The 16,871-nt window shown below is 46.7% G+C and carries 16 protein-coding genes; 11 read left to right on the top strand and 5 right to left on the bottom strand.

Annotated features, from left to right (window positions below; all coding sequences use genetic code 11):
• The first annotated feature begins 9 nt into the window (after positions 1–9).
• From pilO2 to FCS97_RS14505, 5 genes are all read left to right on the top strand, one after another.
• Positions 10–1,278, top strand: a complete 1,269-nt coding sequence (gene pilO2, locus FCS97_RS14525) for a type 4b pilus protein PilO2 (protein ID WP_138519161.1) — start codon at positions 10–12, stop codon at positions 1,276–1,278.
• Positions 1,265–1,753 carry a hypothetical protein gene (locus tag FCS97_RS14520; RefSeq protein WP_138519160.1) on the top strand — a complete coding sequence of 163 codons (489 nt, stop codon included), beginning with the start codon at positions 1,265–1,267 and terminating at the stop codon, positions 1,751–1,753. The genes pilO2 and FCS97_RS14520 overlap by 14 nt, the downstream gene beginning before the upstream one ends.
• A 13-nt stretch (positions 1,754–1,766) precedes the next feature.
• Positions 1,767–3,773: a GspE/PulE family protein gene (locus tag FCS97_RS14515; RefSeq protein ID WP_138519159.1), complete on the top strand. Its 2,007-nt coding sequence runs from the start codon at positions 1,767–1,769 to the stop codon at positions 3,771–3,773.
• A 91-nt stretch (positions 3,774–3,864) separates the two neighbouring features.
• Positions 3,865–4,938 (top strand): type II secretion system F family protein, encoded by a 1,074-nt coding sequence (locus FCS97_RS14510; RefSeq protein ID WP_138519158.1) that lies wholly within the window; start codon positions 3,865–3,867, stop codon positions 4,936–4,938.
• Between the two features lie 83 nt (positions 4,939–5,021).
• On the top strand, positions 5,022–5,636 hold the full coding sequence (locus FCS97_RS14505; RefSeq protein WP_138519157.1) for a type 4 pilus major pilin: 615 nt from the start codon (positions 5,022–5,024) through the stop codon (positions 5,634–5,636).
• A gap of 147 nt (positions 5,637–5,783) precedes the next feature.
• Here the strand turns inward: FCS97_RS14505 and FCS97_RS14500 are convergent, their stop codons facing one another.
• The 4 genes from FCS97_RS14500 to FCS97_RS14485 all read right to left on the bottom strand — a co-directional run bounded on the left by FCS97_RS14500 (position 5,784) and on the right by FCS97_RS14485 (position 9,117).
• Positions 5,784–6,908 (bottom strand): hypothetical protein, encoded by a 1,125-nt coding sequence (locus FCS97_RS14500; RefSeq protein WP_138519156.1) that lies wholly within the window; start codon positions 6,906–6,908, stop codon positions 5,784–5,786.
• A gap of 68 nt (positions 6,909–6,976) precedes the next feature.
• Positions 6,977–7,456, bottom strand: a complete 480-nt coding sequence (locus FCS97_RS14495) for a lytic transglycosylase domain-containing protein (RefSeq protein ID WP_171035329.1) — start codon at positions 7,454–7,456, stop codon at positions 6,977–6,979.
• A 339-nt stretch (positions 7,457–7,795) separates the two neighbouring features.
• Entirely contained in the window at positions 7,796–8,812 is a 1,017-nt protein-coding gene (locus tag FCS97_RS14490; RefSeq protein ID WP_138519155.1) for a PRTRC system protein D, read from the bottom strand.
• Between the two features lie 29 nt (positions 8,813–8,841).
• Complete coding sequence (locus FCS97_RS14485) at positions 8,842–9,117, bottom strand: hypothetical protein (RefSeq protein ID WP_138519154.1); 276 nt, start codon at positions 9,115–9,117, stop codon at positions 8,842–8,844.
• 1,097 nt (positions 9,118–10,214) lie between these two features.
• Between FCS97_RS14485 and FCS97_RS14480 the strand changes: the two genes are divergently transcribed.
• The 3 genes from FCS97_RS14480 (at position 10,215) to FCS97_RS14470 (ending at position 13,561) form a co-directional block, all read left to right on the top strand.
• On the top strand, positions 10,215–11,453 hold the full coding sequence (locus tag FCS97_RS14480; RefSeq protein WP_212746498.1) for a site-specific integrase: 1,239 nt from the start codon (positions 10,215–10,217) through the stop codon (positions 11,451–11,453).
• Between the two features lie 144 nt (positions 11,454–11,597).
• Positions 11,598–12,566, top strand: a complete 969-nt coding sequence (locus FCS97_RS14475) for a hypothetical protein (protein WP_138519152.1) — start codon at positions 11,598–11,600, stop codon at positions 12,564–12,566.
• Between the two features lie 209 nt (positions 12,567–12,775).
• Positions 12,776–13,561 (top strand): hypothetical protein, encoded by a 786-nt coding sequence (locus FCS97_RS14470; RefSeq protein ID WP_138519151.1) that lies wholly within the window; start codon positions 12,776–12,778, stop codon positions 13,559–13,561.
• A 70-nt stretch (positions 13,562–13,631) separates the two neighbouring features.
• Here the strand turns inward: FCS97_RS14470 and FCS97_RS14465 are convergent, their stop codons facing one another.
• Positions 13,632–14,027: a hypothetical protein gene (locus FCS97_RS14465; RefSeq protein ID WP_138519150.1), complete on the bottom strand. Its 396-nt coding sequence runs from the start codon at positions 14,025–14,027 to the stop codon at positions 13,632–13,634.
• Positions 14,028–14,189: 162 nt separating this feature from the next.
• Between FCS97_RS14465 and FCS97_RS14460 the strand changes: the two genes are divergently transcribed.
• The 3 genes from FCS97_RS14460 (at position 14,190) to FCS97_RS16725 (ending at position 16,406) form a co-directional block, all read left to right on the top strand.
• Entirely contained in the window at positions 14,190–14,600 is a 411-nt protein-coding gene (locus FCS97_RS14460; protein ID WP_138519149.1) for a hypothetical protein, read from the top strand.
• A 141-nt stretch (positions 14,601–14,741) separates the two neighbouring features.
• Positions 14,742–15,875, top strand: coding sequence for a hypothetical protein (locus FCS97_RS14455; protein ID WP_138519148.1), 1,134 nt, complete (start codon positions 14,742–14,744; stop codon positions 15,873–15,875).
• Between the two features lie 96 nt (positions 15,876–15,971).
• Positions 15,972–16,406, top strand: a complete 435-nt coding sequence (locus FCS97_RS16725) for a DUF6283 family protein (protein WP_138519147.1) — start codon at positions 15,972–15,974, stop codon at positions 16,404–16,406.
• Positions 16,407–16,871 lie beyond the last annotated feature (465 nt).

The raw sequence follows: 16,871 nt of genomic DNA, 5'->3' as shown, positions 1-16,871 counted from the left end.
GGGGTTTTTATGTCAGCTTTTGTGCTTGAAGTGCGCGAGCGGAAGTCCCTCGTTTTTGGTCTTCAGTGGCGGGAAGTAATGAACCTCAAAACTGAGGTTCCTACCCATGCCGCCGAGCTGAAAGCCTCTCATTTTGTGAAGGTTTCGAAAAATGACGAATCCACCATAAGTTGTGGATTCCTGAGAAGCGAAGACAAGGCTGGCTTGAAAGGCAAAGCTTATTCAGCCGCCGCAGCCTTGTCCAACATTGAAGATCTACCAGAAGCTGTGCTGTTTGTTTACTACTATGAGCCTACCGACAAACACTTCCTCATTGGCATTAAATCTGGCTCCCCTTTGCCTGGATTTGATAAAGTCGTTGATAGTGGCGATGAGGTTAAAACTTTTGCAGCTGATTTCTCGGTCGCAGCAAAAACAAAAGTCCGGATCATCGGTAGTTCAACCATTCTAACTGTCGATACTCAGCTACCACTTGATGCATTACTTGAGGCTGCCGAGTCATCTAAGTCAAATCTTTTAGCCCCATATTCCAAGCAAGATCCAGTCAAAATTGCATCAGCCGTATTGGCTGTCGGATTCTTGTCTTTCGCAAGTTGGTACGGATACGACACCTACCAAAAGCAGTTGCAAAGAGAAGCACTTCAGCGTGCACCTCAACAGCAGCTTGATCCCAATGAGGCCTACGCAGCGAACCTGGAGCAACTTAAAACTCAAACAGGGATTCCTTTTACCGCAGTCGTTCCTGCTGTGCAAAAAGCCATGGCCAATCTTCCCAAAGAATTGGCTGGTTACAAAACATCTACTGTTGAGTGCTCAACTTCGTCCTGCTTGGTGACATGGACAGTAGATAGCGGAACGATGAAGGAATTCAATCAGGAAGTTCCAACTTCGTTCGAATCTATTAACTATGATTTGTCCGGTTCGAAAGTTACAAACACCATATCTATCGCAACCGAAGCTGGAAACGTCGTATTAACGGATCTTCCAAAAATGCGGGATTTCCTTATTGATCAAGGTTCTCTTTTCCAAAAACTTACCAATTTAGGGTTCAGTTTCACTATTGGCGCAGCAGAGGCATTTGGTGTACCACCCGAAATTGATTCGACCCAAATCCAAAATATCATCGACGCAGGAACCATCACGTTCAGCGGTCCTTTTTGGACAATCGACGGTTTGAACAATCTACCACCCAATGTTTCACTCGAAACCTTAACTTTATCGGTTGGTGAAGATTCCGTAACCTTTAATGCACAGGGAAAATACTATGTTCAAAATTAAACCAGCTTTTTTGATTTTCTCATTCTTTGTTGCAACGTCAGCAGCTTCGCAATCTGTTTTGGATCTTGCGGAACAGGAGCGTGCAAAGAAAGCAGGAGAGATTACATTTACAGCTCCTCAACCAGCCCCGCTCTCCGCCGCTGATCTACAACGTCGCGATGGAAAAATTCCTCTTGATGAAATTTCATTGATAGGAGTACAAGGAGTCGATGGTGATCTTCGCGCTGAAGTTGTTTCACGAGCTGGTGCTACAGCGACCTTATCGATGACTGGAAGACGTAATTTTGGTGGATGGAGAGTCACAGAGATAACATCAGACTACGTTGTTCTGTCAACTTCCTCTAACAAGCTAGCTTCAAAACATACTATTTATCTAAGCGCTGTCCGAGAGTCAAAACTTGAACCGTTGACAACTGGTGCAGGTCAATTTAACTCGCCTTCCACACCCATTCCTCTGCCATCACCTTCTTTTTAATTTAGGGTCGCCAATGAAGAATCGGGCCACATCGAACCATCAGTTCACAGATCATGGAAACAGGGTAAGGTTTCTTGCCGACCTACGCCCTGTTGAGTCACAAAACTCATATGACGAAAACAACGATCTTGACGATAACCACTCTGAACAAGTGGACAATTTCACGACCAATTCTTCTGTAAAGCCAAACGATATACTCAAGAAGCTGAAATCATTGTTTACCGGCAAACGTGGTGCTAAATCCTCGTCCACCGCAAGCGCAAAGAACGGTTTAAAAAACAAGATTTCCTTTGATGCCCTGGAAAAAAATCATCTTGAAGGTTCTTCTACCTTAGCTGCATATCAAACAAAACGACTAGAGTTCGATTTTATTGATTCTCTTGACAGCATTCCTAACTACCACGCGCTAATTTCTCTCAAAGGTGGTCCGTTGGAAGTTGCAGAGTCTATTAGCCCGCAAGTTGCCGTGCTCTCACTTACCGACCAAGAACCTCGTTCTGATTGCAAAGTACCTCTTGTTCTTGTTCTCACCACCGAATTCATAGAAAAGAATGCTTACCACTCATTAATAGAACGTGCTCGAACAAAAAATTATTCTATTAAAACCACCATCCTGGCGACAACTGGTGTTATCGACCGACTTTATTCAAGACACAGAACCACTGAAATTGCTTCACAAACCCAAACACTTGATGAGTCTTCAGCCGAACATGGTCGCGCAGTTTCTATGATACGAATGGCAGTGGACCGTGGAGCAAGCGATATTCATATTGAACTCCGCGGTGAAACAGCTACCGTTCGTATGAGGATCGATTCGATACTTGTAAAAGTTGATGAACTCACATCTTCGGTCATGAATAATGTAATGGGTCACATCTACACCAAAATGGCTGTTGTTAATTCAAGATCTGATCCTGTTTATAACGAGCTGAACATGCAGTCTTGCATGATTCAATACAAGACTGATCTTTATTCAATAAAACTTCGTTACGCCAGTTCCCCCGTATTGGGCGGCACCGACTTCGTCCTGCGCGTCCTGAAAGACTCTGCACAAACCATCACTGAAATCCCTCGATTACCAGACCTGGGTTATTCAGAATTGCAGTCCAGACAATTGAAAATGGCCAGTCATAAAATATTCGGCGCAATTCTTCTCAGTGGTGGAACCGGCTCTGGAAAATCCACAACGATTCGAACTTTGATCGCATGGCACCCACAGCTGCTTTACACCAAGACTATCTCCGTAGAAGACCCTGTTGAGTATCAAATTCCGCATACCTCTCAAATGTCTGTTCAGCGTTCTATCAGCCAGCAGGGCGGGGAAGACCCCTTTGTGTCTTATAAACGCCAGATCGTTCGTTCGGACCCAGACCGTGTCTTCATCGGCGAAATCCGAGACAGCGAGTCTGGTTCACTCGCAAAGTCCATGGTTCTTACTGGCCACCAGGTCTTCGCAACCGTTCATGCAAACAGTGCCTTTGAAGTGTTTAAGCGCCTTTCACTTCCTGACATCGGCATTGACCGAATCACTCTTTCAGGCAAGACATTTGTTAACGCATCGGTCTATCAAATGCTTTTCCCGAAGCTATGCAGTCATTGCAAGATCCCGCTTGACAATGTTGCATCCAGAGCAGTGCAGCGTGAAGTCTTGCGTCATAGATTTGGCCTCGACACTTCGACTATGTTTGCTCAAAACCCCTCTGGATGCTCACACTGCAAATCAACCGGCATCAAGGGGCAGACAGTCGCTGCAGAAGTCATGATTCCTTCATTGGAAATTCTTGCCATGGTCGCTGAAGGCAAAGATACTGCGGCCGAGATTCAATGGCGAGGTACAAGAACCACAAAGTTTGATGACCCAGACACCACCGGGAAAACCTATTATGAGCACGGTCTTTATAAAGCATCTCAAGGAATTATTGACCCAGACGTTCTTGAGAAGGTTGATCCTCTCGAACTTTATTTGCTTGTCAAAAGGCCATTTGACACATTCGACCAAAACTATGTCCCAAAGGTCTAATCTTCATCACTGAAACGGCCTTTTTTAGGGCGTTTCAGCCTACACCCGTTTCCCACTTAACACTTAACATTTAGATGTAATTGGAGAAACAATGTCAAAACTTCCTTTATCACTTCGCTTGGCTGCTAAAAAATTTTCCTCTACCCGGGAAAATTTCTATGAGTATTTGGCAGATGCATTAGACGACAAAGCTGAAATTGATACTGAAATCGAAATCCAGCGCCAGCGCTACGCAGCAACCAAGAATCCCTTGGCCAAGGTGTTCTCCCATTGGCATTCAAACATGTCTCAAGGCAAATTCAATGTTGCAATCAAGGGAACTGTCCCCCAAAGCGATTTAATGATCATCTCCGCATCTGAACGATCCTCAACTCTTCCAGAAGGTTTGAGATTTTTAGCCAAATCCATTCGTCAGATGAAAGTTATGACTGCAGCAATTCGCTCCGCATGCATTTTCCCCTTGTTTTTCCTATTAGTACTTTTCGGCATGATGTACCTATTCTCGACCATGCTCGCGCCGATTTTAATTCAGGTAATACCCGATATAAACAGCTTTCCAACTGGTGGCAAATACTTCTACCTGATATCAATGGCTTTCAAAGAAAACTGGCCATGGATAATCTCCATCATGATTTCCGTACCAATTCTTTTTGCATTTTCCTTGAACCGACTTACAGGAAAAGCTCGTGAGGTTTTGGATAGGTATCCACCATACTCAATATATCGAGACTATCAAGCTTCATTATTTCTTGTTTCTTTCTCCAGCCTTATAGGATCGGGCGTTTCATTCGATGAAGCCTTAAAAATGATTCACAGTCAATCCAATAAGTATATGCAGTGGCAAATCACTACGATGTTAAGGCGCTATCCTTTGAATCCAACAAAGCCAGCAAAGGCTTTTGAAGTCGGCCTTTTCCCCCAAGCTCTACGGTACATGATCGAAGACTATGGTCGTCGAAATAGCTTCGGAGACGCACTTAAAAAGATTGGTGTAGTTGCAATCGAAACAACTGCACTCAGAGTTGTAAAGTCTGCCAAGTTGCTCAATAACATTCTCCTATTAATCGTCGGATCTTATCTGGTTTTCTCAATTCTTTCCGTCCTTTCAATTGCCTATGAAGCGAAGACGCAGGTTCAATCAAAATCTGGGCAATTTTCTTACTGAGGAGGAAGAAATCACTTTTACTTATCAGAAGAATACTTTCTCACCACCACAAACACACCAACTACACTTAACAGAGGACTTTTATGAACACTCTTTCAGCACCAAGAATCCATTTGAGAAACAACCCTTCGCGTCAACGCGGTATTGGCCTTGTCGAGTTGGCTATTGCTGCCGCTATCTCGATTGGCATTATCGTCCTGGCACTTCAAGTCGTTCCTGAGTTAAGAGCGTCCGGTCGAGCAGACTCAGAGGTGAAGCTGCTGCCAAAGATTTCTGCGAACATTCAGAGACTCTACTCTAGCCAACCTGCATATCCTGTCACGGCCAATGCAATCGTTACAGACGGTATAAAGTTCAACGTATACCCGAAAGAATACATTGAGTCCCCTACGGCTCTCCGAAATCGCTGGGGCGGAGCAATTACTGTGACCGCTACTGCAAACCAAGCAACTATTCGTTATGCGGACGTTCCCAATCTAGAATGTGCGGAAATCTCTACCGCTTTATCAGGCTCATTCCGGGATCTTCGTGTTCTGAACCAGGCCACTGTAGGCACCGCTGTCGCACCAGCTGCGACCGACACGATGAAGAATGCTCAGGGACGTCTTGATATTGCGAAAATGGGAACACCTGGTACAGCTGGTCGTTGTACAAGCGTTGCAGATGTAAACACGATTGATTTCATTATCAGCAAGTGATCTGCTGTTTAAAAGCTTTCCTTAAAACCTAAATCCTCAAATACTTTAAACGCCTATTAGTAGGCGTTTTTTTTAGCCGAAAGCTACAGGTAAAAAAAAAGCCGCTACGAGCGGCTTTTTTACATAAAAATCGTGGTTCCTGCTTTTTCAGAATCTAAAAGAATTCAATATTTCCGAGGTCACAAGCGCACCACTACTGAAGTCATTGGTCCCGTCTCCATTTTCATCGACCGCGAAGACCAACGTACCGTCATTCCGAACTTCGAATTCTATTTGAGTATCGCCAGCACCAGTTACAACGAAAACTCCATCGAGAATCTGACCGTCGATCGATGAACCACTAATGGTCAAACTTTCAACACCAAACCTAAATGAGCTGTTTGTCTCATTGAACATGGCATCGAAATTACCAATCAGATTATAGCTTCCCGAAATCGAATAACTTCCCATTGGCGTGTAGTTCACCGTCAGGCTTCGACTCTGGTGACTACTACCAGCTACCCTATTGAAATTCCCGGTGGTACCAGTCGCATAGTCTGTGTCATACGCCCCAGTGAAGGTCACAATTTTTCTATTACTCGACTCACCCACTATGGTTATTGATCCAGACTCATTGTTGCTGATCAAAAAATCAGACCCCTGAGTTTCTACTCCAGACGCAAAGAAATTTCCGCTCAATGAATAATCGGAATTTGCACCAGCTACCCCTGTTATTTGCAAATTTGCAATCCCGTATCCTCCAAAAAACGCCAAACCGCCTGCCGAACATGACAGCGCATTCACACTGTCTCCATTGTTAAAGCTGCTGCTCTGGTTTTCGTCGGTAACCACAACACTCAGCTGCGACGGGCCGCCCAGTTCGCAGAATGGAGAGTTCTGTGCAGTATTAGGGAAATTCGCGCTGCTAAATTCTAGTGCTCTCACCAGGTAATGGGTAATTCCAAAAGTTTCTGTGTCACCCTGTAACTCACCCAAGTCGAAAGGTGTTCCCAGACCTTTCCCGCTTACGCCTTGCCCTTGAATCATCAACTCTTTTAAAACAATCGCAGCAACTTCGTCTGCATTATTGCGATTCAAAAACAAATTAGCGTTGGCATCTAAGCGATAGCTTGATAAATCTACAGATCCTCCCGAATTTCCGCCATTTCCTGCACCGCTCCCATCCCCTGCCGTGGCTCCACCTCCACCACCACCACCACCGCAGCCAGAGACTGCAACTGTTGCGCCCACTATCACTAAACTGGCTGAAATCAATTTCAATTTACTGTTCATTTTCACTTCCCTCATTGATTAATTACAACTCTAGCTTCCCATACTTCCGAATTTGCGCAACTTTTCGATTATTTCGTAACGATAAGAACATTGACTATGGACTCTATCTCTTTGGCGTACTCGTCTCTGATCGAGGGTGTTTTGCTTTTGTAACGCCCCACTGCTTTCCATGTGTTTCCGGAGTGATCAATGTGTTTTCGGAGTATCCATGCCCCCACGTAAATATTATTGCAAGCATCCCAAAGATGTTTCTCACTGATGCCATAAATTCCCAATTCCTCCAAGTTGATGGAGTTTATTTGCATCACTCCCACATCTTTTGATCCATTCGAATTAATATTCACGGCGCTCGGATTCTCAGTGGATTCTCTTATTGCGATCGCGCGGAGAACAACCTCATTGACCCCATGATATTGAGCGGCACTTGAGTAGCAGTGCGCAAAATCGGGCGTTCTCGGGACCTCTGTCGAAACCGCGCCACCGGCAATCGGCATCAAACTTAAGATCACTGTCGCCAGAAATCTATCGACTAATACCGAACGATTCAAGAACGTCCTCTCCACTGATACCCAGCCTGATTGTCTCAGAAGGTGCTGTTGAAACTTCCTGACCACCACTTTGTTGACTACCGAACTGCGACATCGGTAAAGCGGGCTGAACCCCTTTACTCAACATCTCAAGCACCGGGCCCACACGCCTTTGCCACGTGAGGCCTTCCAGGATCAGAGTCGATAAAAGGTCTGCTGCGTCGGCGTGTTTCAATGCCGCAATTTCGGAGAATAGGGGATGGCCAGCCCTGATCTTGACTCTGATCTCGCGATAGTCTTGATCTGGTCCCGGCACGGAGCCACGGTTTCTTGTCCTTGTGTTCAATTGGATCACCTCAATCAAAGCTCGCCCATGATGGCCATGCCGCACCCCTGAAACCCCTTCACATTCGAATAAATCGAATCGGGAAGGATAGTGACTTTGTTATCAGGAAGTCGTTGTTTGATCACGTCACCGAACAGCAGCCCAGCACCGCCGGCCACCAGGATGTTGTCGATGTCAGCAATCGTTTTGATGCTATTGAACATCTCATTGATGTTCTGATCAATTTTGGATTGAATGAGCGACTTGTAGTTTTTTAAGTCGATGTCTTTTTGGTAAAGAGTGACCAACCAATCGGTCCTTAGTGCATGATCGATTCGGACGTTCGGATCCAGTGGCCGTCCATCAAAATGATCCTCCGAAATTTTGTCAGCGAGAAGTTGCAGCACAGACCACATCCCAATTCCACCACCAGAATCGCATCGTGAAATCTTCGGTTTAAGACCTTCTGAAACCCACCAGTCCAAGGTATTCATACCTGGATCAATGATCAAGTTGTTCCCTCGCTTGACCCGGTCCATCTCGCCACGAAATATTCCGTAGTTGTACAAAGCACCAAGAGGTTGAGGTACTACCTCGACCCTGTTAACTTTGGTAACCACTCGCTCACCTGTTCTTTGATCCCAAGTAAAGAGCTCTCCTGTGAACTTTTCAATCAGTTTTTCCCGATTCTGTTCGAAGGTGTGAACAGGTAATCCAAGCATCAGCAGGTCTATATTGGTCTTTCCAACAAATGATAGAGCTCCCAAAAGAAGCGCTTCGTGCGCTGCGCTGGCAGAATAATTGTCATCAAGCTGCCTGGATGCGCCAACCACGTCCACATCGGGTCCGACCTCGTACTTATTTCCTTTGACCTCAACGCAAATGGTTGTTTGCTTTGCTCCGATCCCTGTTTTTTGAAACGATTTGAGCCCGCCAACGGCAGCCTTTGCAACAGAAGGGAATAGGGCGCACGAAATTTCCCTCCCAATTTGCTTGGTCACATACTTTGTAAACCCTGAACCCACATCAATTGATTGAATAATCTTGCCCATACATTGCCCTTGTTAGTTAACCAATGGCTCTATTGTCCCTGAGTAGAAAAAATACCCATCGATTCAAACTGGCTAAAATCGGGCGTTTCAGTAGTGATCGCAAGAATCTCGGTGAAAACAATGACATTTTTACCAACTTTTTTTAACACCGTGGAATTGCATATCGATTGCAGGTCAAAGACACCGGGAATTTCGGTAAAAGTTACCGTGTTTGGATTGATTGCCAAACCCGCTATCCCATTTCTTTCAAAAAATACCCAGAATTCGTGCCAGTTTGACCGAGAATTTAAGGGACCAATCGTCATTTTTTATGGGCCTGGCAATAAACGCCCAACGATCAGCCCAGCAATTCGAACGCTTTCAAAGAGTCCACTTCTCAAACCCTAGTAGTTTTCATCAACACAAGACTCCCTCGATCAGAGAAGTATTTGCGAATTTCCTACACTTGAGAATTACAAAAACCAATTGTGAGCCACATAGAGTAAGGCGACCTTTCCTTGCGGAGTAACGCTGAGATGGAAATTAAGCAATTGTGAAAAATAATATAAACACTACTTCGCGCTAAAATAACTGTTGCGTCGAAACTTCTCTTCAGCTACATTTCATTTACTAATGCGCTTGTCGCAGCGTCCCCTACAACGCGGCTTTAAACCACATGTGGGGTTTCAACCAAAGCATCTCTGATGCACCAGTTTGCGAGCCTTCGGTGTTCGCGCTTCTTGAGCTGATCTTTTCAGTTAATTTGATCCCTCTACACAAGTAGAAAGTTTGTCTCCCATCGTGCGAGACGCATCCTGGCCTATACGGCTTCAAGCAGATTTAATTTTGCGATCTTTCTTTTTTACCCAGTCTTTCCACAGGCTCTAGATTCGAGTCCACGTCGCTGTTCAGCGTTAACGGTATTTGCCTTTGAGCAAACCACTGTTGTGCTGTTCTTGGTGCGCCTGGTCTTATCCCAACTGCACCGGCTTGTGTGTTCCGTGTCGAGTGCTTATTTGGACTGAGGGTAAGAAGTCGAGTTGTTCATTTCTGAGCAACTAATGGAATTGTTGTATTAGGTACCTTTGTGAAGAGCAATGTTCTTCGCGGCACGGTGGATGCTGCCTTTCGTAGGCGGGACACCTTGCAGGTAGTCGAGTAGACCTGAGCGGTTACTTTACCTAATGCGTGTATTAGGGGTGTCTCTTACCCTTGTGGCTGTCCGTGATGACCGCAAAAGAGACAAACTCACCATCAGGCATTGCGCGCTGTGGTGCCCATTCTCGAAAGGGGTGGGGGATGTGCATGGTTCGGTACCTGCATGTTCAGGGCTTCGTTACTCACGTACTAGACCGGAAAGATTATGAAAACTGACACTACTGAATGGCGAAATGCTACGCGAGAATTCGTAAATGAGCATTTGATGAACAAAAGCAGAACTTCTCGGGTGAACCACTCGGGGAAGTTGAAATCCGAGCGCGCTTCATTTCGAACAATTGAATGCCGTTTTGACTGCCTTGTGCACGCTGTTGAGATATTGCGCTCAAAGGGCTTTGCGGTATCCAGCCCAGAGCAGTTCAAAGCTAAGCACATTCATGCCTTGGTAGAACATTGGGAGAATGATGATTTATCGGCGGCGACGCTTCAAAATTACTTGTCATTTTTACGGGTGGCGATGCGAGCTATCGGCAAAGGGCACCTGGTTCCCAAATCGGCACAGCTGGTGAGTGATCCGACAAAGGTCGTGGTTTCCAAAACCGCCCTTGAGGACAAATCATGGTCGGCGAAAAACATAAAGCTGGAAGAGTTACTTCCCAAGATTGCGGCCGAGGATCATTTTGTGGCCAATATTGTTGAATTGGCTGGAGCCTTCGGTCTGCGTTTGACTGAAGCGACTCAGCAAAAACTCACGGAATCGAGCACCCAGGGCGGGCAGCTCTACGTGATCGACGGCACCAAGGGGAGAAGGCCCCGGCTTGTGCCGATCGAGACGGACAAACAAAGGGAAGTAATTGAAAGGCTCAAGCAACAGGTGAAAAGAAAAGACGGCACTCTGGGCAACCCGCGGCGCAACCTGCAGCAAAACCGCGACCGTGTTTACCGTGTATTGAGAAAACTTGGAATTAACAAAGAGGGTTTGGGGGTGACTGCCCACGGATTGCGACATCAATATGCCAACGACACCTTTGAAATGCTCACCGGCGTTCAGTCCCCGGTGAGGGGCGGGTTACTGATTCCGACCAAATCTCAACTGGAGGCACGTCGCGAACTGAGTGAAAGGCTTGGCCACAGTCGAACCTCAATTACAACGGCTTACACCGGTAGTGTTCAACATCTGGCCAGAGTTCGCCATGGGCGTGTCATAGAAATTGTTGAGAATTTGGCGACGATGGATGAATTCATTTTGAAAGCCTTTGGTGAAATGGACCTTGAGTATGTCGAGCTTGTTGGGCGATGTGCCTCGGGCGAAGCCGCCTTAAGTGATCCGATTGAACTGGCGTTTCACCCAATCCCGAAGATGGAACAGATCAATGAATTTGTTCAAGACGCAAGAAACCATCACCCTGCTGGAGTCCTGGTACATTTCAGCCAGGTGTTGGCCATGTCCCAGCCAGGGTACAAATCTGTCCGAATCTACCAGCATGAAGACGTGTTGTCATAAAATGGGCAATGTCATATTTCTTCCTACATTTAGGCATCTTTGCGCTGTGTGATAGTCGAACGAGTATGTCTGTCTTGCGTCTATAACTTGCCAAGAAACGAATGTTTGTTTAAATGGCGGTAATTAAACGACTTGGGATTTATCGTGCTGACTCTTCACACCAACAACAGCGTAGAAAAGCAAACCGCCAAAATTGTGACCCTGCAGTGGACACTGCGTCGTCATTTGTCAGCGCCGGCATTCCGCAGAAAACTCAGTGCCAAAAATCATGAGTTGATAAAGTCTGGACTGGATTCACTTCCATCTGAGTTGTTCGCATGCAACTCACAGGGACATCCCATCTCTACATCCACGAACAAAGTTGGGCCAGTACTTGCCCACGCAGACCTTCGAATTCGTGAATATGAGCCTAATTGGGCGATTGAAACCACTCAGTTGTATAACGACGGACAGCGTGCCAATGACGACTCAATGGCGATGATTCGCTTTTTTCACACCCGAAAAAGCGTGGGAATTCGATTTGTTGGGCCAGCCGCAATACGCTTGGCTGTTCAATACACCCACATGCTGTGTGAAATGGTCAACCAGATATTTGACTCCAACAAGTTCAGGCGAACAACTGAGTCCGTTGATGCACAATTCAAGTCTGAATATCTCTGTGAGTACGTTATTGACACACTGGTTTTGCCCGTCAATATTTTGAATCGTCAAATGTTCACCGAGTTGCAGTGGGTCGAGCGCCTAATTCACCTGGACATTCGCCGCCAGGCCAACATGCTTGGGATCGCATTACCCAAGAATTTCGCGCTTCGAGTGGTTCAGACCGAGGGTGTGAAATATTCAGTGAAGGTCAATGGTTCTGTGTTGCCGGTGTATTCGGGTTTGAAGGTTCACAGTAACTTAAAACTCACTGGCCACTGGGCTGCGGGCAGCCTAATCTCCAAAGGCCATGGCACGATCATTTCTGACCGGGATAATGCTGCGCCCCGGGCCGACGCACAGGTGTCAGGCACCTATGGCATTGATCCTTCCGAAATGGAGTCACTGTATGGAAAGCCAGTGTTTTCATTTCCGCCAGGCTCATTGGCTGATCACGACACCGATTACCTATAACTCGTGACGAATCTGCGGCTGAATCATCAGCTGCTTTTATCGGAATTCAGCAAATCTCAAGCACCTTCTGGACCTTCCCAGTGGGTGCTTTTCTTCTTTGTGCTCCGCCCATCAAACCCAAAGTCAACTTTTTTGACCTTTTCGACAAACGGGCTTACGAAATCAGGGGGCTAGAATGAACTAACGCCTCACCAGATCAAAAATAAGAAATGAACAATATTCAGTTTTTCTCAGCCACCCATATGGAATACATGAATTTCTTATTGGGTCAGCCCCTGTTTGAAAGTCCTGTTAATTTATTGCGCCTCATAAAGCTAAGCCTCCCTTTGAACTCAAGCCTGGATGATCGACTGGATCCGGTCTGTTTTTCCAGTAGCAAGTACTGTTACGCGATAGGTGACATTAGGATATTCGAGGTACCGCTTGATGAAGAGAATACTTTGTATCAGATTGTAAGCAAACAATCCGGGGTTCTTGCATTTGCATATACCAACCGATTTTTAGAACTCAAAAACCGCAAATATTCATTTCAGGAGAAGCTTGAATGTCTGGACTCTGAATCACTCCATCCGCTACTTCCTCAAGAATTAGTACGCCTCTTTGGTCCCAACGGAGACAATATTCCAGATAATGCAAACCAGTTCTCAATCATCACTGATTTCGCTGTCACAAGATCGTATGAGGACCAAGCTGCAGCATTGCTCGATTTGTTGATAACTGCCTTAAACGAATTGCACATGGGTACAGTCATTGTCTATTCTCCGATTCCTGCAACCATCGAGCGACACCATCCCCTGGCGTTTCAAAAAACTGAAGATTTGCCGGTTGGTTGGCTTGGCCAGCGCACTACAATTTTCGAAACTGTGCGAATGGCCAATATGTATAAGTTGAACCAACAGTTCAGTGCTATGCAAACGCTCACGCAGCTCGGGAGCTGTTTTTTCTTCAATATGCCGTTTTTCGCCCATTTCAGCGATTCCCCGGCAATTGCTTAATCGCAGATGGATTAAATGAAGAAAGTAGACAAGTAATCTTGATTGAACGAGGAGGGGGTGCGCGCCTTACTTATGCTGCGTCGCCTTCTTGATGATCTTCGCTTTGGTCTGCCAATTCTGCTAATTCGCCCAGTGTCAGAACAATTGCGTACCTGAGAGCTTGTTCCTTGCTAAGTTTTGCCACATCCGGTTTTCCGATGTTTTCGAGAAACTTGCCGTGGTGTTTGGTAAGCACTTCATATTGGGCTGCCAATTCCAAGGCCAGTGCTGAATCTTCAAGTGGATTCCACGGGTTCAGGTAGTTAAGCCCGAACATCCTTTCTACGCCAGATTGAAACCGAGGCCCGTCGCCCACCTTCCACTTGCGACCCTTGGCGTTGTGCCAGGTTTTGATTTCCCACCACTTTGATTGGACACCATGGAACTTGGCCACCTTCTCCAGCAGTTTCTCCTCTTTCTTTTTCATATCACCATTTATTCAGTTGTTCCATTTAATAACTGGTATTCACACAAAAGAATAATAGAAACTCGCGGTTTGGCAACTTCTTGTTCTCACACCCTCCCTCATTTCTTGACGATTCAACTACATGTGCCAGGCTGATGAGCAATACCAAATGTGGGAGGTTTTATGACATCACGAGAAATTTGCGTTGCGCCTGTACAGGCTGAATTGATCGCTGGGTGCGAGCTGGAAAACCAAGAGATTGCACAGATTTGTTTGATCTTCGACGACATTCAGATCCACGATCTATCGCTCAGCGAAAACGGCTTTGGTCGAGTTGATCCGGAGTACTACGGCTTAACCGACTCACAGCGTTCTGACATCGTTGCTGCAAACGAGGCGATTGCCCGGTACATTGCGCGATCCTCTGATGAAATGGCGGGGGTTATTCAGAACTCACTGAATATTACCGATGGCGATGTGGCTGCACAAGTCTACCAAGGTGAAACGCTCACGCAATACATACTTGCCGCCAGCACCCTGATGGCCAATCACGCACTTCAGGAAATGATTAAAAAATGGGAAACGTCAATCTAGGAGAGTAGAACGCACACCTCGGCGCAAGGAACGACGTTTCTCGTTTTCAGGACTTGGCTTGGTGGTGGCTTGGCAAAACTTGCGCAAAACCGATCTTGTTGCATAGTGAGTGTTCACCCCTCACTTTCATCGGAGATCATTATGAGTACTGCCTCTCAGGCCGACATCCTGTCATCGACTGTTCTGTATTGCACCAAGGGAAGTTCCAACAAGGAATATCATCTGGCTCTTGAAAAAAACACCGACGGCTATCTGGTTCGTTACGCCAACGGCAAGCGCGGTTCGACCCTTACCCGTGGCTTGAAAACAGCCTCTCCAACATCTCTGGAGATCGCCCAGAAGGTTTATGACAAAACCCTTCGTGAAAAGCTGCGCGATGATTATTACCCAGCCGGTGAGGCCGTGAACGCCGATGTGCAGAGCATCATTGCGTCCAAGCCAGAGAAGATCGACTTTGATCCCCAGCTGTTGATTCCCATTGATGAAGCACAGGCCGAAGAACTCTGCAAGACCATGGAATACGGCATCCAGTTGAAGTACGACGGTGAGCGTCGATTCGCATCCTACGACAATGGTGCAGCCTTGTTTGGCAATCGCAAGGGCGAGAAGGTGCAAGTGCGTCAACACCTTGCTGATGCACTTGTTGAGTTTGCCCAGAAAAGCGGCGGTGAATCATTCGCATGGGACTGCGAAGACATGGGCGAGACTTTGGTAATTTTCGACTTACTTAAATACAAGGGCGAGGATTTGCGAGAGTCCAAGGCAAGTTTTCACCTCCGAGCCATGCTGATGACCACCTTGCAACATGAAATCGAGTTCTACGGTTTTGAGAAGTTTTTCAAGGTCGAATACGTGCAGGACGGTCTGCTCTTTGAACAAGTGAAGGCGATAGCGGAATTCGATTCTGAAGAAGGGCTGGTGTTGAAAAAATGGGACTCCATTATCGAGCCGGGTCTGTCTCACAACACTCACTTCAAGCTGAAGTTTTGGAAAGACGCAACCGTGAAGGTGCTTAGTGTTCACCCCACCAAGCGCAGCGTACAGATGGGTGTTTTGGATGGCACAAACTGGGTCGCCGTTGGAAACGTCACAATTCCGGTTAACGCCTCTATTCCGGCTCCAGAGACGTTGATTGACGTGAAGTACCTGTATGCCTACCCCAACGGCGGATCGCTCTTTGAACCCTCATTTAAGCGGGTTAGAACCGATTTAACCGAGCTTGACTGTTCGATTGAGAAGTTGTCATACAAAAAAGGCTCAGATCAGCTTCTGTAAAGCGTAATCTGAACTAGCTTTAACCGACGAGAGGAGGGCTGTAATGCTCTCCTCCTTGTGTTGCCGGCGAATTTAACGATCAAAATGTGAAAACTCATGGCTGAGATCAAAAAATCCCGACAATCACGAATTGAGAAAATCACTCCAGCAGATCATCATCATCAGGTTGTGAGTGTCGCTGGCGGTGGCCACGAGTACAGAAAGTCTCCGTGCAAGAGTTGCCCATGGCGAACAAGCCAAGTCGGCACATTCCCTGCCCAAGCCTTCCGAATCTCGGCTCACACAGCCTACGACATGGCCGATCGAACCTTTGGTTGTCACGAGTCAGGCCACAAGAAACCCTCCACATGTGCTGGGTTTCTGTTGCGCGGGGCTGACCACAATCTAGCGGTTAGACTGGGCAAGGCGAAAGGTCGATACCTTGATGTTCTCAACGCCGATGGAGCCGAGCTTTTCGATTCCTATCGTGAAATGGCTGTTGCCAACGGTGTGGAACCAAGTGATCCTGTACTAACTTTGTGTCGAAATTAAGTTTTGATCAAGGATCCACATCATTTCCATCGTTTTTTTCCATGAAAATGGATTTACTAAAGCCTGCTGTATTGCGTGATCTCCAGACATTGGATTGGTTTCCGTGAGATATCAGTTTTCAGATTTTCCAAGAACCCTGATTCAGCGGCCCATCGGTATAGCATTCCGCCGTGGCATTACGTCGCGCTGGCAGCATCGGGATAGCGTTCCGCCGTGGCATTGCGTCGCGCCTGTCACCATCGGGATAGCGTTCCGCCGTGGCATTGCGTCGCGCCTGTCACCATCGGGATAGCGTTCCGCCGTGGCATTGCGTCGCGCCTGTCACCATCGGTATAGCGTTCCGCCGTGGCATTGCGTCGCGCCTGTCACCATCGGTATAGCGTTCCGCCGTGGCATTACGTCGCGCTGGCAGCATCGGGATAGCATTCCGCCGTGGCATTACGTCGCGCTGGCAGCATCGGGATA

It is taken from the genome of Limnobacter alexandrii (genome assembly GCF_005871185.1).
Taxonomy (GTDB): Bacteria; Pseudomonadota; Gammaproteobacteria; order Burkholderiales; family Burkholderiaceae_B; genus Limnobacter; species Limnobacter alexandrii.
The sequence above is the reverse complement of the archived record's forward strand: the minus strand, read 5'-3'. Positions and strand labels throughout refer to the sequence as shown.